Raw genomic sequence first — 18,720 nt, 5'->3', positions numbered from 1 at the left:
TTTATATGTACTGATAAAAATGAAATTCAGAAATATTTCTCTAGCAATTGGCTTAATTCTCAGCTTATCAAACTCCCCCGTTCTAGCCTTCCCTGATACCCAAAAAGATTGGGCAAAAAATTGCATCCAACAACTAGGAGAACGCAAACTAATCACCGGCTATCCTGATGGCAGTTTTCGCCCCAACGCTACAGTAACACGGGCAGAAGCAGCCGTACTAATGCTCAATGCCTTCCCTAATGCACCCATCAAGCGCAGTGCTATTACATTTAAAGATGTACCCGTTAATTATTGGGCAGGTAAAGCCATTATCACAGCTTACCAAAAAGGATTTTTTTCTGGTTATCCCAACGAAATATTTCAACCTAACCAACCAATTCCTAGGGCGCAAATTATCGGTGTTATGGCTGGGGCGAAAAATTATAACTCCCTAGCTAACCCAGCGCAGACATTACAAAGATATTTTGATGATGCTGCACAAATTCCTAACTATGCCCAAAATGCGATCGCATCTGCGACAATTAACAGTATTGTGGTTAACTACCCTAATGTCAAACAGCTAAAACCTCTCCAAAGCACCACCAGAGGCGAGGTTGCGGCTTTGATGTGTCGGGCGTTGAATATCTACACAGTTCCCCCGCAATATATCGCAGGTGTCACCGTCCAACCCCAAGAAGTGCGTTCCTTACCGGGAAAACTAGATACAATTCCCACCTTTAACAGCAACAGTCCTGAACTAGTGACAACTGAAGGAATTTTACTTTCCACCTTCCCCCCAGAAGGTAAACAGGTACAGGATGCACATTTAAATTATGCTTTTCAAGGCAGATTTGATATCTTCACCCATCATATCGCCCGCGCAGAGACAGCAAATCAAAATCGCACCGTTTACCAAGGGATAATCGTACATAATCCCGGTAATGAACCTGTCACATTGCAAGTATTACAAGCCGCCAGCTACTTAACCAGAGAAGCACCGTTTATCAACTTACCTGATATAGCGGATAATGCCCAAAGTACAGTCTATTCCGGCCCTGGTAGTCGGACAATGACCGATGTTCTACAAGGTAAAAGACAAGCTATTTTTCCGGAACAAATAGTTATAGCACCGGGAAAAACTGAAATATTAACTAGTTTACCCATCCCTGTCCAAGCACCTGGTTCTAATGGTCGCACTGTGATGATGCGTTTGGTGAGTAGTGCGCCAGTGTATTTGGCTAATTTAGCCAAGAATAGTAATGTCTCTCCTAACTTAGCTGATTGGCAAACAATCCTCAATACAGGTAGTTTAGCAGGGAAGCGCGACCCCATACCTACACCCCTTGACCCTCCTAGAGAACCGACAGTATTTAGCCGTGTGGCTGGTGTCTCTGAGGGAACAAGATGGCTATCTGTAATTACAGACAAACCGAATATATCTGGGTTGACAATACCCCAACCAGGAAAAGCATTCTCTTACCCCTTGGGGACGGTGCATTTAATTACCCTCAGTACAGGACAAATTCAAAGTGCGCCAATGTTGAAACGTTATCCTGATACAGCTTACTTTGCTCACAGTAACTATGGTGTAGAATACAATCTCAGTCTGCCTCTATTTAACTCCAGCAATCAAACTCGGACTGTAACTGTAGCAATTCAAACACCATTAAAAGATGAGGGTGGTACAGATAGACTGCTGTTTTTAAATCCGCAAGTAGAACAGGTATTTTTTCGGGGAACGGTGCGGGTAGGTTACACCGATGATAATGCTAGGGAACAGACGCGTTATCTGCATCTAGTACAGCGACGGGGACAACCAGGGGAAGCTTTGGTACGGTTGAAGATGGTAGCCGGGGAGAAGCGGCAAGTTCGGGTAGACTTTTTGTATCCTCCTGATTCTACTCCGCCGCAGGTTTTGACTGTGAGAACTGAGGGGTGATTTTACTCACGCAGAGGCGCAGAGACGCAGAGAGGAGGAGAGATTGTTAGATTTAAATTATCTCCAATTTGTATAGGTGGTTTATGAGTATTAAGACTGAGGCGACAATTGAAGATTTATACCGCTTGCCTGACAATTGTAAGGCGGAAATTGTGAATGGGAAATTGGTGCTGATGTCTCCAACTGGATTTTTACCAGGACGTGCTGGGGGTGAAATTTATGCTAGTCTGCGTGGATATGAACGCTTGACTAAAAGTGGCTATGCTTTGCCAGATAATGTGGGTTTTTTGGTGAATCTTCCTCACTGTCGTTCTTTGAGTCCTGATGCTGCGTTCTATACTGGTAAACCTACTGGTGGAAAGTTTCTCAATGGTGCGCCTGTGTTTGCGGCTGAGGTCAGAAGTGAAAATGATTATGGGGATAAGGCTGAGGAAGATATGGCAAATAAGCGGTGTGATTATTTTGCGGCTGGTACTTTGGTAGTCTGGGATGTGGATGTACTCAAAGAGGAAGTGATTAGGGTATACCATGCAAGCAATCCCGAACAACCGCAAGTTTATCGTCGTGGTGAGATGGCGGAAGCTGCACCCGCATTACCAGGATGGTCATTTCCGGTAGATGATTTGTTTTTTTAGGGTTAAGTAGGCGATCGCTCTCTTACTTAGTATAAAATATAAACAATGAGTAACCTGGAATATCTCTACACAGGCGATCGCTCTTTTTTGGTATAAAATGATAAGCTAATCAGCATTTAAGTTGCATAAAACCAGGGCTGAAGCCCTTACTACAAGCGAATCAGTCTGGAAAAATGAATGAAGATTAGCTTAAAGCTAGGCATAGTCCAAGCTAGGCATCACTTATACTTTTCGGTTAATATAGCTACAAAGCGATTATCAATATCATGGCTGCAAACAGAATTAGGGTTGCGAAAGATAAAGCTGAATTGGTGAAATCATTAGTTACATCAAAAGACACCACGGGGCCATTTCAAACTTATGTAGAAGTGATGGTTTTTGCCGCCGCTTTGGGTGCAAAGCATAAAAAAAAAGTCCCTTTAGAAGTAATTGCTAAAGATTTATCTCCATTACGACAGGAATATTTTAATAGTAGCTTTGCTATCTTGATTAATTTATTGTCTGTCACAGAAATAAAAGATATTCAAGTTCTCGATGATAATGACATAGCTGACGAGCAACGCATCCATATTTTTGAAGAGTATGCTAATGGTGGGCTAGAAATTATACAAAATGAACTTCGTGGGGCAGTAGACTATTCAGAACGACTGCTATTGGTTTTAAGTTCTGAAAGATTTAATAATGAGGGCGAAGGAGAGGAATTTAATCTTAGCAAATTCCTCACATAAATTAGCCTATATATATGCTTCAAAAAGCTAATTTTTAGTAGAAGTTATCTTCTTATTAAGAATATATCTCATCTTCTTTTTCAGATTCTTGATGAAGTGATGTTTGAGCATTTAATTCTGGTAATCCTAAAGCAAGTATGGCAGAAAAACGATCTCGAATCATATCTTCTTTTTGTTGACTGTTCATTTTTTCATGTTCTTTGCCATAAAAAGCAACAGTATCAAAACCTTTATATAGGACTCCTATATGATTTTTGAAAAAACTCCGCTTAAGTCTCCCCACATTTATCTACCAAAAAATCTCTATAAAAAATAATTTATATAAGTATAAAAATATTTCTTGCGTAAGTAAAATTACTTTGCAAAGCGATCTACACACGCGTATCACCCACTAGGAATGAAAGAAACACCTTTTCCCTCTTATCCTGTCCCCAATTCCCCCATCCCTTATACTTATCTGAACTGTATTGAGGAATAGCCGATTTGTTTGAATTTTTGCTACATGATTATTTTGTGCTGGTCATGAAATAAAAGTAAGCCAAATCAGGACTTGGGGTTGAATCGATTCAATATTACTAATATTTTATTGTTATTAAACATACATTAATTCACAAAAACATGAATAATTAATAATAATAACCCTGGTTTTTTGACGAAATTGGGGTTTTATATTGTTCTATATCTTTGCAAAAAACAAGTCTAATGAAATCTCTATCTAGCCAGAGGTAAAATTTACTGATCATCTTGGATAATAACAGAATATAAATACTAAACAGTATCAATTTACGGTTTTATATAAAAAATAGGCTGGGTATAAAAATCAACTGATCATGCAAATTTTAACTCTGGAGACTAGCTGTGAAAGATAAAAGAGAAAATGCTAATTCAATGTCTGCGTCTATTCTTACCATCGGTACAGGCTGGTTTCCTCAAACTCCTGGAGGATTAGAAAGATATGTTTATGACTTAATTCATACCTTAGTCAGTCATCAAGACCAAGTGGAATTATGTGGAGTTGGTTTACCAAAAATTGATCTAAATACATCAATCAAGCTGACTAACTTAGCATCACCAGAGAGTGCAATTTGGCAAAGGCTTTGGTCAATTCGGACTAATTTTGAGAAAACTAGGGTCAGTAAACCAGATGCAATTAATTTACATTTTGCTTTATATAGTTTTCCTATTTTAGACATTTTGCCGAAAGGAGTACCGATTACATTTAACTTTCATGGGCCTTGGGCATTTGAAAGTAAACAAGAAATAGGGAATAATCCATTGAGGATTTTTCTCAAGCGTCGGCTGATAGAACAAACTACTTATAATTACTGCGATCGCTTTGTGGTTTTAAGTAAAGCATTTGGTAATATTTTACACCAAAAATATCAAATACCCTGGAGCAAAATTCATGTTATCCCTGGTGGGGTGAATCTTCATCGCTTCCAGCCCAACTTATCACCCCAAGCAGCGCGTCAGCAACTAGGCTGGCCAGAACATCGTCCCATTTTATTTACATCCCGGCGTTTAGTACAACGCATGGGACTAGATAAGCTATTAGCAGCCATAGCCATAATTAAACCCAGAATACCTGATGTTTGGCTAGCGATCGCAGGTCGTGGTCATCTGCAAACTACCTTAGAACAACAAGCCAAAGAATTAGGTCTAGAAAATAACGTGAAATTCTTAGGTTTTCTACCTGATGAGCAATTACCTTTAGCTTATCAAGCTGCTAACTTAACTGTGATGCCTAGCCAATCTTTTGAAGGATTTGGATTAGCAATTATAGAATCTCTAGCTTGTGGTACTCCAGTTTTATGTACACCAATTGGGGGTATGCCAGAAATTTTACAACCATTCTCCCCGGAACTAATTACTAATTCTACCGAAACCTCAGCGATTGCAGAAAAATTAGCACAAATATTACTAGAAAAACTTCCTATCCCGTCACGAGAAGATTGCCGTGAATATACTATTAATAACTTTGATTGGCAAAAAATTGGTCAACGCGTGCGACAAGTAATTTTAGCCTAAATATCATTTTCTCTGTGCCTCTGTGGTTAAATAAATTATTTTTCACCACAGAGACACAGAGACACAGAGTTAAGACTCATGTTTATTAAACAATACATCATATGAAAATATTATTTTTAGACCAAAGCGGTAAACCAGGCGGTGCAGAACTGTGTTTAATTGATATTGCTAAACCTTACTGTGATCGCGCTTTGGTAGGTTTATTCGCTGATGGTGATTTTAGAACTTTATTAGAACAAAATCATATCCCGGTAGAAGTTTTGACAAATCAAGCGATCGCAGTTCGTAAAGAAAGCAATTTACTCCAAGCTTTCGCTAGTTTAGGGCAACTAGCACCGTTAATCGCTAAGGTAGTAGAAAAGGCTTATAAATATGATGTAATCTACGCCAATACTCAAAAAGCCTTGGTTGTAGGGGCGATCGCTAGCTTCGTAACTCGTCGTCCATTAGTGTATCATTTACACGATATTCTTTCTTTAGAACACTTTAGTAAAACTAACTTACGGGTTGCTATTACCTTAGCTAATCGTTTTGCATCTTTAGTTATAGCTAATTCCCAAGCTAGTCAAAAGGCTTTTGTGCAGGCGGGAGGAAAGCCAGAACTCACTACAATTGTCTATAACGGTTTCGACCCCAGAATTTATCAAACTTGTGATGAAGATATCCAAAAACTGCGGCAACAATTAGGGTTAGAAAATAAATTCGTTGTCGGACACTTCAGCAGACTTTCACCTTGGAAGGGTCAGCACATCCTGATTGAAGCTATAGCTAAATGTCCGCCTCAAGTAACAGCTATTTTAGTGGGTGATGCCTTATTTGGTGAGCAAGATTATGTTAAACAATTACACCAACAAATTGCCCAATTAGGACTAGAAAATCGTGTGAAATTTTTAGGATTTCGGGCAGATATTCCCCAATTAATGGCAGCGTGTGATTTAGTTACCCATACTTCCACTGCACCCGAACCCTTTGGGAGAGTGATTGTTGAGGCGATGCTGTGCGGAACACCTGTAATTGCAGCTAAAGCCGGGGGTGCAATGGAATTAGTAGAACATGGGGTGAATGGTTTTCTGGTGACACCAGGAGAACCCCAAGAACTAGCACAAGCCATTAATACTTGTGTGCAAGAGACAGAAATGACTGCAACCATTGCTAATCAGGCGAGGAATATTGCTAGTCAGCGTTTTGATGTGGCTAATGTGAATCAGCAAATAGCCAAGTGTCTGAAGGGGATAGGGGATAGGTGACAGGGGAAAAGAAAGCAGGGGGAGCAGGGGGAGCAGGGGAAGCAGGGGGAGAAAAATACAATGCCCACTCAGCACTCAGCACTCAGCACGGGCTAAACGCCCCGCTACCGCTAACAGCACTCCCCACTCACAATTTAGAGCGTATCCGTTCCGGGCTACCAGTAGGAATAGAAGCAATTAACTTTTGTGTGTATGCTTCCTTGGGTTCGCGGTAGATACTTTCGGCTGTACCTTGTTCGACAATTTCACCACGATTCATGACTAAAATGCGATCGCTCATAAATTTGACGACGCTTAAATCATGGGAAATGAAAATATAAGTTAGCTGAAACTCTTCTTGCAATTCTTTCAGTAGATTTAATACCTGCGCCTGTACCGATACATCCAACGCCGATACTGACTCATCACAGATAATAAATTTAGGATTTAATGCCAAAGAACGAGCAATACAAATCCTCTGGCGTTGACCACCAGAAAACTGATGTGGATAGCGGTTGATTGCATCTGCACTTAAACCAACTCTTTCTAAAAGTTCTGCTACCCTTTGTAGGCGTTGTTTTTTGGTTTTACCTACAGAGTGAATTAACAAAGGTTCTGCAATTGCTTCCCCAACTTTCATCCGGGGGTCGAGCGCGCTAAAGGGATTTTGAAAGACGATTTGCATTTCCCGCCGCAGTTTTTGCAATGCTTCGCCTTTGAGATTTGTAATATCTTGTCCCTCAAAGATAATCTGTCCACCCATCGGCTCAATTAGCCTTAACAGAGTTCTACCCAAGGTTGTCTTACCACAACCAGATTCTCCCACTAATCCCACCGTTTCCCCTGGTTTGACCTCAAAGGAAACGCCGTTAACCGCCATGTTGTAGCGTTTCTTAGTACCAAACACACCCCGCACAGGAAAACCAACTTGCAAATTCTGGATTTTTAACAGTGGTGGCTTTTCTTCTAACTTTGTCAATCTAGTATGGATTTCTTCCGAGGAAATTTCTGGTGGTGGTGAGGGTTGTTTCTCTTCAATAATTAACTGTCCGCTTTCTGTTTCCGCCACAGTCATATAATCAGAAACCGTCAGCAGTTTGTGGGGATGGTGGGTGAGTGTGGGACGACAAGCAACTAAACCCTTAGTATAGGGGTGTTGGGGATGCTTAAAAATTTGCTCCGATGCGCCGTATTCCACGACTTTACCTTTGTACATCACCGCGACTTTGTCAGCAATTTCGGAAATTAACCCCAAGTCATGGGTGATGAAAATCAAGGCCATGTCACGGACTTGCTGCAATTCTCTGAGGAGATCAATAATTGTGGCTTGGACTGTGACATCTAAAGCTGTGGTTGGTTCATCTGCAATTAGTAGCAAAGGGTTGCAAGAAATAGCCATTGCAATCATTACCCGTTGCAGTTGTCCCCCAGAAAGTTCATGAGGGTAGCGTTCCAGCATAGATTCTTTATGCTGCTTAACTAACTGCACCACCTTATATTCATCGAGGGGAGAGTCAGGATTTGTTTGCGGCCAGGTGTCGATGTATTGCTGTGTCAGTTGCTCATCACTAGGTAAAAGTTTAACCTCTTGCAGACCTGCGATCGCAATTTGTTTGGCTTCATCTTTAGTTACATCCTGGTGACGCTGAATCGCTTCCGTTAACTGAAACCCAACATTATAAACCGGGTTTAGGGAACTCATCGGTTCTTGAAAAATCATGGCGATGTCACCACCTCTATATAGCTGCATTTCCTTTGGCGATAACTCCACCAAATTTAGAGGATTAGCATTCTCTTGGTGACGAAACAAAATCTCTCCACCGCTCACCCTCCCAGGATGCTGCAACAAACCCATTACCGCTAAGGATGTGACTGATTTACCACTACCAGATTCTCCTACGATTCCTAGAGTTTCACCTCGCCTTAGCTCAAACGAAATACCATCCACGGCTTTGATAGTATCCCCATCACTGGAAAATTCTACTTGGAGATTGCGAACTTCTAGGACAGTTTCTCTCATAGGAGTACCGGTATGAATATTGAGTAAAAATTATTTGGATTTTAACAGTAGTTTTGCATTTAAGTAGAAGAGCGTAAATATTTGTCTTAAGAATCAGGAGGGAAGGAGTTAGCGGATTTGATGGTGTGGCTGTAGTTAGCACTATGTTAGCAATAGCGATCGCACTGGCGTTTCTCACACTTGTCGGCTTTTAGCTTGGGGTTGAGTGGCGATCGCCTCAGCAATCAGAGCAGCCTGGCTGCATCACCTCAACAAAAAGATTATATTCTCACTAAAAAATAAAGTGTCGCTGAGAGCTAAAGCCCTTCCAGTGGTTTACATCCCCGGTTTATTCGCGCAGCGTCTCCTCTTCTCCCTTTGGGAGAAGGGGAGACGCACTTTGGACGCAACTGCATTGCTGTTTCTCCGAGTTCTTCAAACTACTGCTTTATAAACATCCGGGTAATGGATAGCTTTTTAGGGGAGGGTTTGCGTTTAGCTTTAGCCCTAAAAAAAGGAATACAGTTCTGACTATTAACTTGATGAAAATAACTAGCACTGATACTTAATAAATATAAGATTCATATTTGATATTTGAAATTCTAGAATGGTGCATCATGCTATACGATACCTGTATTTTTTTATAAATCAAATCGGACTTCTATAGAAACTTACATTAGTATTTAAATTACTAATTAGTTGTTGCTGATCATATTTAATATTTACTGAATATCAATTGTAATTGTAAGTACAAATTAATAACCAATAAATGTTGTTATCGCACATTTAAATATTTTGTATATGCAATATACTAAATGGCAAGGAAAGATACATTATAAAGGACTTGTTTTTGCTAATCAAAGAAATTTAAAAAAACTTTGAATAACTTTTGACAAGTATTGAGAAAATCCTTAAGCTAATAAATAGGACTCACTAAATAAATAAACGACAGCAATTTTGTTAGGTAAAGTAGAAATCGCTGTAGTAGCTTATCAGTATGAACAAATGAATTAAACTCAATCCCTGACTATAAATAATAGCCTCACATAATTTGACAACAAACTGGCTAATCACGCTGTGACAAGATTTCGCTACGACTATCTCATCAAAAAATCTTAGTCATGGATGAATGCCTATCTTGATGTGAGTAAATGTCAATTATTGAGATTGAACTGAGGTGAGGCAATATGCTTAGGAGAGTAGAATGCTTGATTATCTTACATCTTTGAACGACCACAATTTACCCTACCCGGACACGCTCCATCCTATCGTTGTTCACTTTGTAATTGCGATGGTTTTGTTTGCTTTTGCCTGTGATGCCATTGGTTTTTTTACAGGTAAAACTCGCTTTTATGAAGTGGGTTGGTGGAATCTGTTTGTTGCTACCATTGCCATTTTTGTTGCCATTATTTTGGGTCAGTTTGAAGCTGGCTTGGCAAAACCCTATGAAGTGGTTAAGTCTGTACTGAACCTGCATACACTAATTGGTTGGTCACTGTCTGGTATTCTCGCCGCAATGACAGCTTGGCGTTATGTTCTACGGACGCGTGACCCCCAAAGAATCCCTGTTCACTACTTGGGAGCAGGGTTAATTTTAGTCTTAATTGTTGGTATGCAAGTCTATCTCGGAGATGAACTCGTTTGGGTCTATGGGCTGCACACAGTCCCAGTTGTTGAAGCTGTCAAGGATGGAATGCTGCCATGAACTCAGAACTAATTGACCAATTAAATATCCAATTAGGAGCTAACGGATTACCTTACACCATTCCGATTCATCCCAACCTAGTCCATTTGACTTTGGGCTTATTCATCATTGGCATTACCTTCGATATTGTTGGTGTTCTCTTCCCCTCCCAAAAATGGGTATTCAATTTTTTGGGGCTAACTGTAGAACGGGAAAGCCTCTTTGATGTTGGTTGGTACAACATGGTGGGTTCAACCGTCATCACCTTTTTCACAGTGGCCGCAGGCTTTTACGAAATGTTCCTAGCCACACCATCCAGTGATCTCAAAAGTACCTGGGGATTACAAGCAATGCAAACCATGCTTTGGCATGGGGTAGGTGGTGTATTTCTTCTAGGTTTGATTGCCGTCATGACCCTGTGGAGAGCGTGGCAGCGTTATGTCTGGTCTGTGGAATCAGAGCAACAAGTGCAGTGGAGCTATTTGGCCGCAGGCGTATTCATCATGTTTATCATGTATCTCCACGGGACTTTAGGAGCGCAATTAGCTGCTGAGTTTGGCGTACACAACACCGCCGATAACTTGCTGCGCTTAGGCGAAAATCTCAACACCGTACTTAAGTAATAGGTGATAGGGGACAGGGGACAGGTGACAGGGAAGAAGACAAGGGAGAATTTTTTACTAATTCCCAATTCCCAATTCCCAATTCCCAATTCCTAATGACTAATGACTACTGACTAATGACTAATGACTATTGGACTATGAAACTCAGCCAATTTCTCAATATTTTGATATTGGTAGTAGGAGCGATCGCAATTTCTACTATCAGTCTCTGGATAGGTAAACTAGCCTATTCCTGGTTGCCCCCCCAAGCGGCGGCTGAATCTCACTTAATTGATGATTTATTTAGCTTCTTGGTGACTCTGGGCGCGTTCATCTTCTTAGGAGTAACTGCTGTTCTCGTTTACTCTTTACTCTTCCATCGGGCAGCTAAAGACGACTTGAGTGATGGCCCTCACATTGAGGGTAATGTCACCCTAGAAGTAATTTGGACAGCTATTCCCATTTTCTTGGTGTTTTGGATTGCGGGCTATAGCTACCAAACTTATGAGCAAATGGGGATTCAAGGAGCTACAGCCTTGGTACACCTACACAACCCAATGGAAATGAAGTCGGCTTATGCTGCTACCAATGAAGAAGATAATGCAACTTTAGCCGAACCCAGTGAAAACATTGACGTTCTGGCGAAACAATGGGCATGGGTTTTCCACTATCCCGAAAAAGATGTTACCAGTACCGAGTTACATTTACCAAGCGATCGCCGTGTGCATTTGGCTCTACATTCCCAAGATGTACTCCACGGCTTCTACATCCCTGCATTCCGCCTCAAACAAGACATCGTTCCTAACCAGACCATCAACTTTGAATTTACCCCCATCCGCGAAGGTCAATATCGTCTGACCGATTCCCAATATAGCGGTACATACTTCGCCACGATGGAAGCGAACGTGGTTGTGGAATCTCCAGAAGATTATCAAAAATGGTTAACCAAAGCCGCCTCACACAAACCCATGCCAGCCTACAACCAAGCTGCTGCTGAATACGCTCAAACAGCTAGTCAGTCAGTCAAAACAGGTTGGGAAACCGTTGTACCAGCCCCCGCACCTTTGGTTAATTATCCAGGATAAAAGGAATTTCAGCGATGACAAATATCCCTATTAAAAGGCTTGATCTCCCTCTGGAGAAGCCGCACCACAGTTCTGGCGGCGGCTGGAAGGAATATTTCAGCTTTAGCACCGACCATAAAGTTATAGGTATTCAATACCTCGTTACTTCGTTTATTTTCTTTCTCGTTGGCGGTATTTTTGCCATGATTCTGCGGGGAGAACTAGTTACCCCCGAATCAGACTTGGTTGACCGCACCGTCTATAACGGGATGTTCACCATGCACGGCACTGTGATGCTGTTCTTGTGGACTTTCCCCTCCTTAGTTGGTTTAGCTAACTACTTAGTACCCCTCATGATTGGGGCGCGGGATATGGCTTTCCCCCGCCTCAACGCCGCCGCTTTTTGGATGGTCCCTGTCGTCGGGATTCTCTTAATGGCCAGCTTTTTTGTTCCCGGTGGCCCAGCCCAATCTGGTTGGTGGGCTTATCCCCCTGTGAGTATCCAAAATCCCACAGGTCGCTTATTTAATGGGCAAGTAATTTGGCTATTGGCAGTTGCTATCTCTGGTGTCTCCTCAATTATGGGGGCAGTCAATTTTGTTACTACCATCGTTAAGATGCGTGCGCCAGGGATGGGCTTCTTTCGGATGCCTCTGTTTGTTTGGGCAGTATTTAGCGCACAGATTATTCAATTGTTTGGCTTACCTGCCTTAACAGCCGGTGCAGTCATGCTGTTGCTTGACATCACCGTTGGGACTGGCTTTTTTAACCCCAGCAATGGCGGTAATCCGGTGATGTTCCAGCATTATTTCTGGTTCTACTCCCACCCTGCCGTTTATGTGATTATTCTGCCCATTTTCGGCGTATTCTCAGAAATTTTCCCTGTCTACGCCCGTAAGCCTCTATTTGGCTACAAAGTAGTGGCGATTTCTTCGATGCTGATTGCTGTAGTCAGTGCGATTGTTTGGGTACACCATATGTACGCCAGTAGTACACCCGCTTGGATGCGGATGGTGTTCATGATGACTACTATGTTGGTGTCTGTACCCACGGGGATTAAAGTATTTGCTTGGGTAGCAACTATCTGGGGTGGGAAAATCCGCCTGAGTACACCCATGTTATTTGCTTTGGGTGGTTTAATTATGTTCGTCTTCGCGGGTATCGTCGGGATTATGCTTTCCTCCGTACCCGTTGATATTCACGTTAACAACACCTACTTTATTGTTGGACACTTCCACTATGTCCTCTACGGGACAGTGACGATGGGGATGTATGCAGCCATCTATCACTGGTTTCCCAAAATGACCGGACGGATGTACAACGAAGGTTGGGGTAAAATCCATTTTTGGTTGGCATTTATCGGTACTAACCTCAACTTCTTCCCCATGCACCCCCTAGGATTGCAAGGGATGTTACGCCGAGTTGCTTCCTATGCACCAGAGTATCAAGGCTGGAATATTGTTGCTAGCTTAGGTGCATTCTTACTAGGTATGTCTACATTGCCCTTCATCTTCAATATGCTGGTTTCTTGGATGCAAGGTGAGAAAGCACCTGATAATCCTTGGCGCGCTATTGGTTTGGAGTGGTTGGTATCTTCACCCCCACCAGTAGAAAACTTTGAAGAGATTCCCGTAGTTATTTCTGAACCCTACGGATACGGTAAATCCGAGCCGTTAATTGCAGAAGCGCATAGCCATCAAGATTAGGGAGATGCAATTAAGGAAGAGTTTCCAGACGAGAAGAACGAGTTTCTTTTTGTCTGGTGTTTCCCTAAGAGAACTTACAGTACACAACTAATAATTGCACCAATGGATAGCTCTATTGTTTCAGATGAACTGCAACAACCGTTGCATCACGCAGGTGGCGAACACAGCCACGACGAAGAAGGCAATAAGATGTTTGGTTTTATTGTCTTCTTACTTTCTGAAAGTGTAATTTTCTTAAGCTTTTTCGCTGGTTATATTGTCTACAAACTTTCAACTCCTAACTGGCTACCACCTGGAATTTCTGGGTTAGAAGTTAAAGAACCAACAATTAATACTGTAGTATTGGTTGCTAGTAGTTTTGTGATTTATTTGGCAGAAGTCGCCCTCAAACGCCACGATTTACGGTTATTTCGTATCTTTTTGTCCACAACAATAGTTATGGGTGGCTACTTTTTGGTAGGACAGGCTATTGAATGGAGCAACCTAGAATTTGGTTTTACTTCTGGCACATTTGGCGGGATGTTTTACCTGTTAACAGGTTTCCACGGTTTGCACGTTTTTACTGGTATTTTATTACAGTTGATGGTTCTCGTGCGATCGTTTATTCCTGGCAATTACGATACAGGTCACTTCGGTGTAAATGCCACTTCTTTGTTCTGGCACTTTGTCGATATTATTTGGATTGTTTTGTTTCTCATGCTCTACGTCTGGCAGTAGAACTGATCAATCTTCCAGCAGAATATAAAATAACTGGCTAATAGCTGGGAATTTGGCTATTAGCCAGTTATTTTGAGATAACTTTGGAGGGATAGCGTACCTGCCCACCGTAGGTGAGCGCACTTTGGAAATGAAATATGCGTTACTCAAAAACCTTGTAGAGACGTAGCAATACTACGTCTTTTTCATCTTGGTAGTTAGCAAATTTCTTCTAGATCAACCCATTCATCATAGGATGAGTCATAATCAAGGTAATGTACGAAGTATTGCTGACCTTGGATTTTATCGATAGTTGCAGAATACCAATCCTCATTCTCCTCATCCCAAACTTTGACCTTGAGACCTACAGCATATCCATTATCATCGGATGAGGCTTTATCGCGGGTACGAATGTCATCTGAGCCAATCCACTCATCATGGGATGAACCGTAACCAGCGTAATGAATAAAGTATTCGTTCTCTTTGACTTTCTCAATAGTTCCAGAATACCAATCCTCTTCCTCTCCATCCCATACTTCTACTGTTTTGCCTAGTGCATACTGATCGTTATCAACCTTGACAGCAGATGAGATATCTTTGACTGATGATTGTTCTTCTTGTTGAATTTCCTGTTTAACTAAAATATGGGCTTGCTTAATCAAACTGCAAGCCACAGTTTGAATCCCTGTATGCTCATAGTAATTGGTACTTTGATCGAGAAATGCAGCTACAAAGTCTAGATTATCATCAGCAATCTGAATAAAATTACCCAAACTACTAAAAATTGATTGTGGAGTTACACCTGTCTTGGATACTAAGTTACCAATCCAGCCTTGCACAGAGTTGAAACCTTGAGTAAGAAAACCAAGTTTCTCAGTGGGATTATTGCCAGGTAGAGAGGTGTTGATGGCTGAAAAAACTGGGTTTTGAGCTATTTGACTAGCATCAGTGCCACTAATCAGTTCGTTGATTTTGTTGAGGAAGTCGGGGCCTAATGGCAGAATGCCGTCTAGGCAAACTAGAGCTACCATCCGCATGAGGGAGGCATCTTGATAGTTGTTGGTTAAAGACTTGGCAAACTCTTGGGGGTTCGGTTGAGGAATGCCATTGAGTTTGCAAAAAGCGATGATTTCAATAGCAATTTTCAACACCAAATCAATTGTCTGGGTAAGGTCTGCTTTGGGTGTAATATTGCTGAGAAAAGAAAGAAAAGCAATTTTTTCACCGACTTTGTTAGCTAAAGCCGCCGCCGCCATAGCTGTGTCTGCTTTATCAATTGTTTGATAAAGTTTGATTACACTCTGATAGCCCTGTTGAGGATCTTGATATAAAGCAACAGCACGCTCCCGAATTTTCTGGATTACCTTGGTATCAGTTTCTCCTGTAATGGCACGGATACTATTGTCAAAGCCCACCAAATTGTTCCATTGACTTGGAGCTATATAATCGACAGCCTTTAAAACTTTAACGGTAATGTTATCAGTTGATAACTCGTCAACCAACTGAATAATTGATTTATCCATAAGTAATCCTTAAAACCAGAAATGGGATGACAATACAGTTCAGACAAGTCCATAGACTAAAGTTGGTAGTTATGACAACACTTGTTAAACCAATACATTAACTGCATTGATTTCTCTGCACTGGTGGCAGCAACATACTACTAAGACTATTGGTAACTGAACCGTGTTAATAGAGTTCCCTAAACTAGTAAAAAAGTAACTCCGAACTACCTCTAGTCCATTGACAGCAAAGTTACTTTGAGATTTTTGAACCTTGCCCAACAAAGATAATTATGGCCGCTCTACTTTAGCAAGGGGTTTGTTGAGAGTAATGGTTTTTTCTGGAAATTTATAGTACAATTGTACCAAAGAGATTTTTATTCTTGGCGATGACATCTAGTTGGTGGAGAATCATATCTACCAATCCAAGTTGTATTGCCTATAGGAAAAACCCTACTGTGAGATCATGACTATGATGACATCAAGGCAAAGTGTAACTGCAACTCCAGTTAAGTCACACAAGTTTGAGCAATACACTCCAGAACAGCCTGATGCGACTGAAAATTTTTCTTTTCAAACTCTGACTGATGTCACAAAGACGATTTTGCATCATGCTTTTTGGTTGGCAGAGCAAAAACGTCATTTATCGCTAAGAGAGTATAGAAAGCTACTTTTAGATCAAGGTTGGCAAGGTGAAGAAAAGAAGTATTTGAAGATTGCCGCCGCTTTTGGGAAGTTTGAACCGCAAGATTTTGCTCAAGTTGAGCCAAGAACTATCTATCAACTAGCAGAAAGAAGTAAGCAGTATCAACCAGTGCTAGATAGACTGCTTGATATAAGTATAATTAACCAAGAAACTGTGCGATCGCTGATTAAAAAACAGCGTACACCAAAAGCTGAAAAAGCTGAAAAACTCAGTATTTGGCGGCGGTTAAAGAATGGTGGGAGGTATTGCCAAATTCCCCCAATTCACGAAGAATCAGAACAAACTGGTACTACCTTGCAAGCAATGATGGATGAAGAAGGATTAACTGCTCAACAAATAGTAGCAGAAGCGATCGCTCTCCGAAAAGCTTATAAACAAGGATTAATGATGAGTGCTGAGTGCTGAGTAATGAGTGCTGAGTAATGAGTAATGTTAGCGGTAGCGCGGCGTTTAGCCGGTGCTGAGTAAGGGTTAAGTTGTGTTCACTCACCATATTATTGATTGTTTTGAGTCGAAGAAAACACGCTGTAGGCTAAGTTTTGGCTTTGGTTTTGAGGACGTAGCTTTTGGCTGTACTCATTCAGCTTGACTTGAGCTTGAGCATATACAGGTGTATCTTTGGGAATTTTACGGAGAAAATTCACCGCATGATCAAAGTTACCAGCTAATGCTTGTTTACGAGCTTGATGTAAAAAGTAGGCGGCTCTAACTTGGCGTTTTTGATTGTATTCGACTAATTTTTTTTGTACCAAAGCCCCAGCTGTACTTTCCTGGGGAATTTGGCGCAGATATTCTAATGCTGTGGAAAAATCTCTGGCTTCGGCTTTGGCGTAGGCTTTAGCTAATAATTTTTGTGTTTGCGCTTCGATATTCCCCTTGGCTTGTTGTGTTAACTGATTAACTTTGACTTGCCAATATAAAATATCAGGGACTTCGTTAGCTACTTTGATCACATCCGACCATTTCCCATCAACCAAAGCCTGTTCAGCTACAGAATATTGTTGTGCTGCTACTCGCCATTGCTGTTGCCAGGTTTCGATAGTGGCTTGAGCGTCTGGATAAACATTACTATAAGATGGAATCGATTTAGCAAGTGCGATCGCCTCTTGTAAATCCCCAGCTTGATATTGTTTTGTGGCTTTATATAAAATATCTGTTTCGCTATGGGTCGGCGCACTATGTAATAAAGAATAAGTGCCAACTCCCATTAATAAGGAATTTACCGCCAATCCGACTTTAATTCCTGTTAATAGTGGCGATGATGCTGAAGTTGGTTCTGCTTGAGTCTCTTCACTCTCTGGTGTTGGAGGACAATGTGCAAGTGTATTTTCCCACACCATTTGTCTCAGCACACGCAACACGTCAGCCGCAGACTCGAAACGCTCTTGATGATTATAGCGGATCATCTGGCTCAGGATAGCCGCTAGATAATCACTAACTGGCGTATTAGGAGAACGCCAAATCATCTCATTAGTTTGAGCATCTACTTTTAATTGCAGTGGTTCTAAGCCAGTTAAAGCTTGAATTGCAATCATCCCCAAAGCATAAATATCACTATTGGGCTGAGTTTGACCGATAAATTGCTCAGGCGGGATGTAACCCAAGGAAGTAGTAGGAGCTTGATAAATCGATAAGTCGCCATCCATGCCAAAATTGATTGATTGGATAGAACCAAAGTCAATCAGGACTAACTTGCCGTTAATAGCACGCCTAATAATATTTTCTGGTTTAATATCGCAATGGATGACACCTTGAGAGTGAACAAATTCTAAAATTCCTAAAGCATCCTCTAAAAATGCCATGACTTCCTCCTCACTCCACAGACATCCCCACTGTTGACTAATGGGTAGTTCCGCCGTTAAGGAATGACCTGCAATATATTCTTGTACCAAATAAAAACGCTCATTTTCCTCAAAACAAGCGATAAATTCGGGAATTTGGGCGTTAGTTCCTAGGCGTTTGAGGGTTGAGGTTTCCGTCAGAAAACGTAATCTAATGGTGTCGAGGTAGCTAGGGTGCAAACTGTTAACCTTAAGTTGTTTAACTACACATTTAGGTGTGTGTGGGTAGTTGATATCTACAGCTAGGTATGTTTGTCCGAATACCCCTGCACCCAGGCTTTGGATAATTTGGTAGCGTGCTTGCAGTACTTTACCGATCATGTGGTGGCTCATGAGCTGGTTACTGAGTTAGTCATTATATTAAGTTTCTCTTACTTGCCTAGTG

The 18,720-nt window shown here is 41.4% G+C and carries 15 protein-coding genes; 11 read left to right on the top strand and 4 right to left on the bottom strand.

Annotated elements, in window-relative coordinates; translation table 11 throughout:
• Window positions 1-19: 19 nt before the first annotated feature.
• The 3 genes from ACM0OR_RS01555 (at window position 20) to ACM0OR_RS01545 (ending at window position 3,281) form a co-directional block, all read left to right on the top strand.
• A complete protein-coding gene (locus ACM0OR_RS01555; protein WP_414574730.1) occupies window positions 20-1,918 on the top strand; it encodes a DUF3370 family protein in 1,899 nt (632 codons plus the stop codon).
• Window positions 1,919-2,001: 83 nt separating this feature from the next.
• On the top strand, window positions 2,002-2,553 hold the full coding sequence (locus ACM0OR_RS01550) for a Uma2 family endonuclease (RefSeq protein ID WP_414574729.1): 552 nt from the start codon (window positions 2,002-2,004) through the stop codon (window positions 2,551-2,553).
• Between the two features lie 266 nt (window positions 2,554-2,819).
• Window positions 2,820-3,281 carry a DNA phosphorothioation-associated protein 4 gene (locus ACM0OR_RS01545; protein WP_414574728.1) on the top strand — a complete coding sequence of 154 codons (462 nt, stop codon included), beginning with the start codon at window positions 2,820-2,822 and terminating at the stop codon, window positions 3,279-3,281.
• Between the two features lie 55 nt (window positions 3,282-3,336).
• On the opposite strand, the gene ACM0OR_RS01540 is transcribed toward ACM0OR_RS01545, so the two are convergent.
• Window positions 3,337-3,564, bottom strand: a complete 228-nt coding sequence (locus ACM0OR_RS01540; protein WP_414574727.1) for a hypothetical protein — start codon at window positions 3,562-3,564, stop codon at window positions 3,337-3,339.
• A gap of 605 nt (window positions 3,565-4,169) precedes the next feature.
• On the opposite strand from ACM0OR_RS01540, the gene ACM0OR_RS01535 reads away from it, so the two are divergent.
• On the top strand, window positions 4,170-5,309 hold the full coding sequence (locus ACM0OR_RS01535; RefSeq protein WP_414574777.1) for a glycosyltransferase family 4 protein: 1,140 nt from the start codon (window positions 4,170-4,172) through the stop codon (window positions 5,307-5,309).
• A gap of 101 nt (window positions 5,310-5,410) precedes the next feature.
• Window positions 5,411-6,556 carry a glycosyltransferase family 4 protein gene (locus ACM0OR_RS01530; RefSeq protein WP_323268585.1) on the top strand — a complete coding sequence of 382 codons (1,146 nt, stop codon included), beginning with the start codon at window positions 5,411-5,413 and terminating at the stop codon, window positions 6,554-6,556.
• Between the two features lie 127 nt (window positions 6,557-6,683).
• On the opposite strand, the gene ACM0OR_RS01525 is transcribed toward ACM0OR_RS01530, so the two are convergent.
• Complete coding sequence (locus tag ACM0OR_RS01525) at window positions 6,684-8,555, bottom strand: ABC transporter ATP-binding protein (protein ID WP_414574726.1); 1,872 nt, start codon at window positions 8,553-8,555, stop codon at window positions 6,684-6,686.
• A 1,183-nt stretch (window positions 8,556-9,738) separates the two neighbouring features.
• Between ACM0OR_RS01525 and ACM0OR_RS01520 the strand changes: the two genes are divergently transcribed.
• The 5 genes from ACM0OR_RS01520 to ACM0OR_RS01500 all read left to right on the top strand — a co-directional run bounded on the left by ACM0OR_RS01520 (window position 9,739) and on the right by ACM0OR_RS01500 (window position 14,307).
• Window positions 9,739-10,239, top strand: a complete 501-nt coding sequence (locus ACM0OR_RS01520; RefSeq protein ID WP_323268582.1) for a DUF2231 domain-containing protein — start codon at window positions 9,739-9,741, stop codon at window positions 10,237-10,239.
• Window positions 10,236-10,841 (top strand): DUF2231 domain-containing protein, encoded by a 606-nt coding sequence (locus ACM0OR_RS01515; protein ID WP_190702492.1) that lies wholly within the window; start codon window positions 10,236-10,238, stop codon window positions 10,839-10,841. Before ACM0OR_RS01520 ends, ACM0OR_RS01515 begins: the two co-directional genes overlap by 4 nt.
• Window positions 10,842-10,978: 137 nt before the next feature.
• Window positions 10,979-11,905 (top strand): cytochrome c oxidase subunit II, encoded by a 927-nt coding sequence (locus tag ACM0OR_RS01510; protein ID WP_414574776.1) that lies wholly within the window; start codon window positions 10,979-10,981, stop codon window positions 11,903-11,905.
• 14 nt (window positions 11,906-11,919) lie between these two features.
• Window positions 11,920-13,590: a cytochrome c oxidase subunit I gene (ctaD, locus tag ACM0OR_RS01505; RefSeq protein ID WP_414574725.1), complete on the top strand. Its 1,671-nt coding sequence runs from the start codon at window positions 11,920-11,922 to the stop codon at window positions 13,588-13,590.
• Between the two features lie 102 nt (window positions 13,591-13,692).
• Window positions 13,693-14,307, top strand: coding sequence for a cytochrome c oxidase subunit 3 (locus tag ACM0OR_RS01500; RefSeq protein ID WP_414574724.1), 615 nt, complete (start codon window positions 13,693-13,695; stop codon window positions 14,305-14,307).
• Window positions 14,308-14,504: 197 nt separating this feature from the next.
• Here the strand turns inward: ACM0OR_RS01500 and ACM0OR_RS01495 are convergent, their stop codons facing one another.
• Window positions 14,505-15,809 carry a Tudor-knot domain-containing protein gene (locus ACM0OR_RS01495; RefSeq protein ID WP_414574723.1) on the bottom strand — a complete coding sequence of 435 codons (1,305 nt, stop codon included), beginning with the start codon at window positions 15,807-15,809 and terminating at the stop codon, window positions 14,505-14,507.
• A 451-nt stretch (window positions 15,810-16,260) separates the two neighbouring features.
• Between ACM0OR_RS01495 and ACM0OR_RS01490 the strand changes: the two genes are divergently transcribed.
• On the top strand, window positions 16,261-16,899 hold the full coding sequence (locus ACM0OR_RS01490) for a hypothetical protein (RefSeq protein WP_414574722.1): 639 nt from the start codon (window positions 16,261-16,263) through the stop codon (window positions 16,897-16,899).
• 89 nt (window positions 16,900-16,988) lie between these two features.
• On the opposite strand, the gene ACM0OR_RS01485 is transcribed toward ACM0OR_RS01490, so the two are convergent.
• A complete protein-coding gene (locus ACM0OR_RS01485) occupies window positions 16,989-18,668 on the bottom strand; it encodes a protein kinase domain-containing protein (protein ID WP_414574721.1) in 1,680 nt (559 codons plus the stop codon).
• Window positions 18,669-18,720 lie beyond the last annotated feature (52 nt).

This window comes from Anabaena sp. CCY 9402-a, from assembly GCF_963920945.1.
GTDB lineage: Bacteria > Cyanobacteriota > Cyanobacteriia > Cyanobacteriales > Nostocaceae > Trichormus > Trichormus minutissimus.
This window is presented reverse-complemented; position numbering and strand designations above follow the sequence as displayed.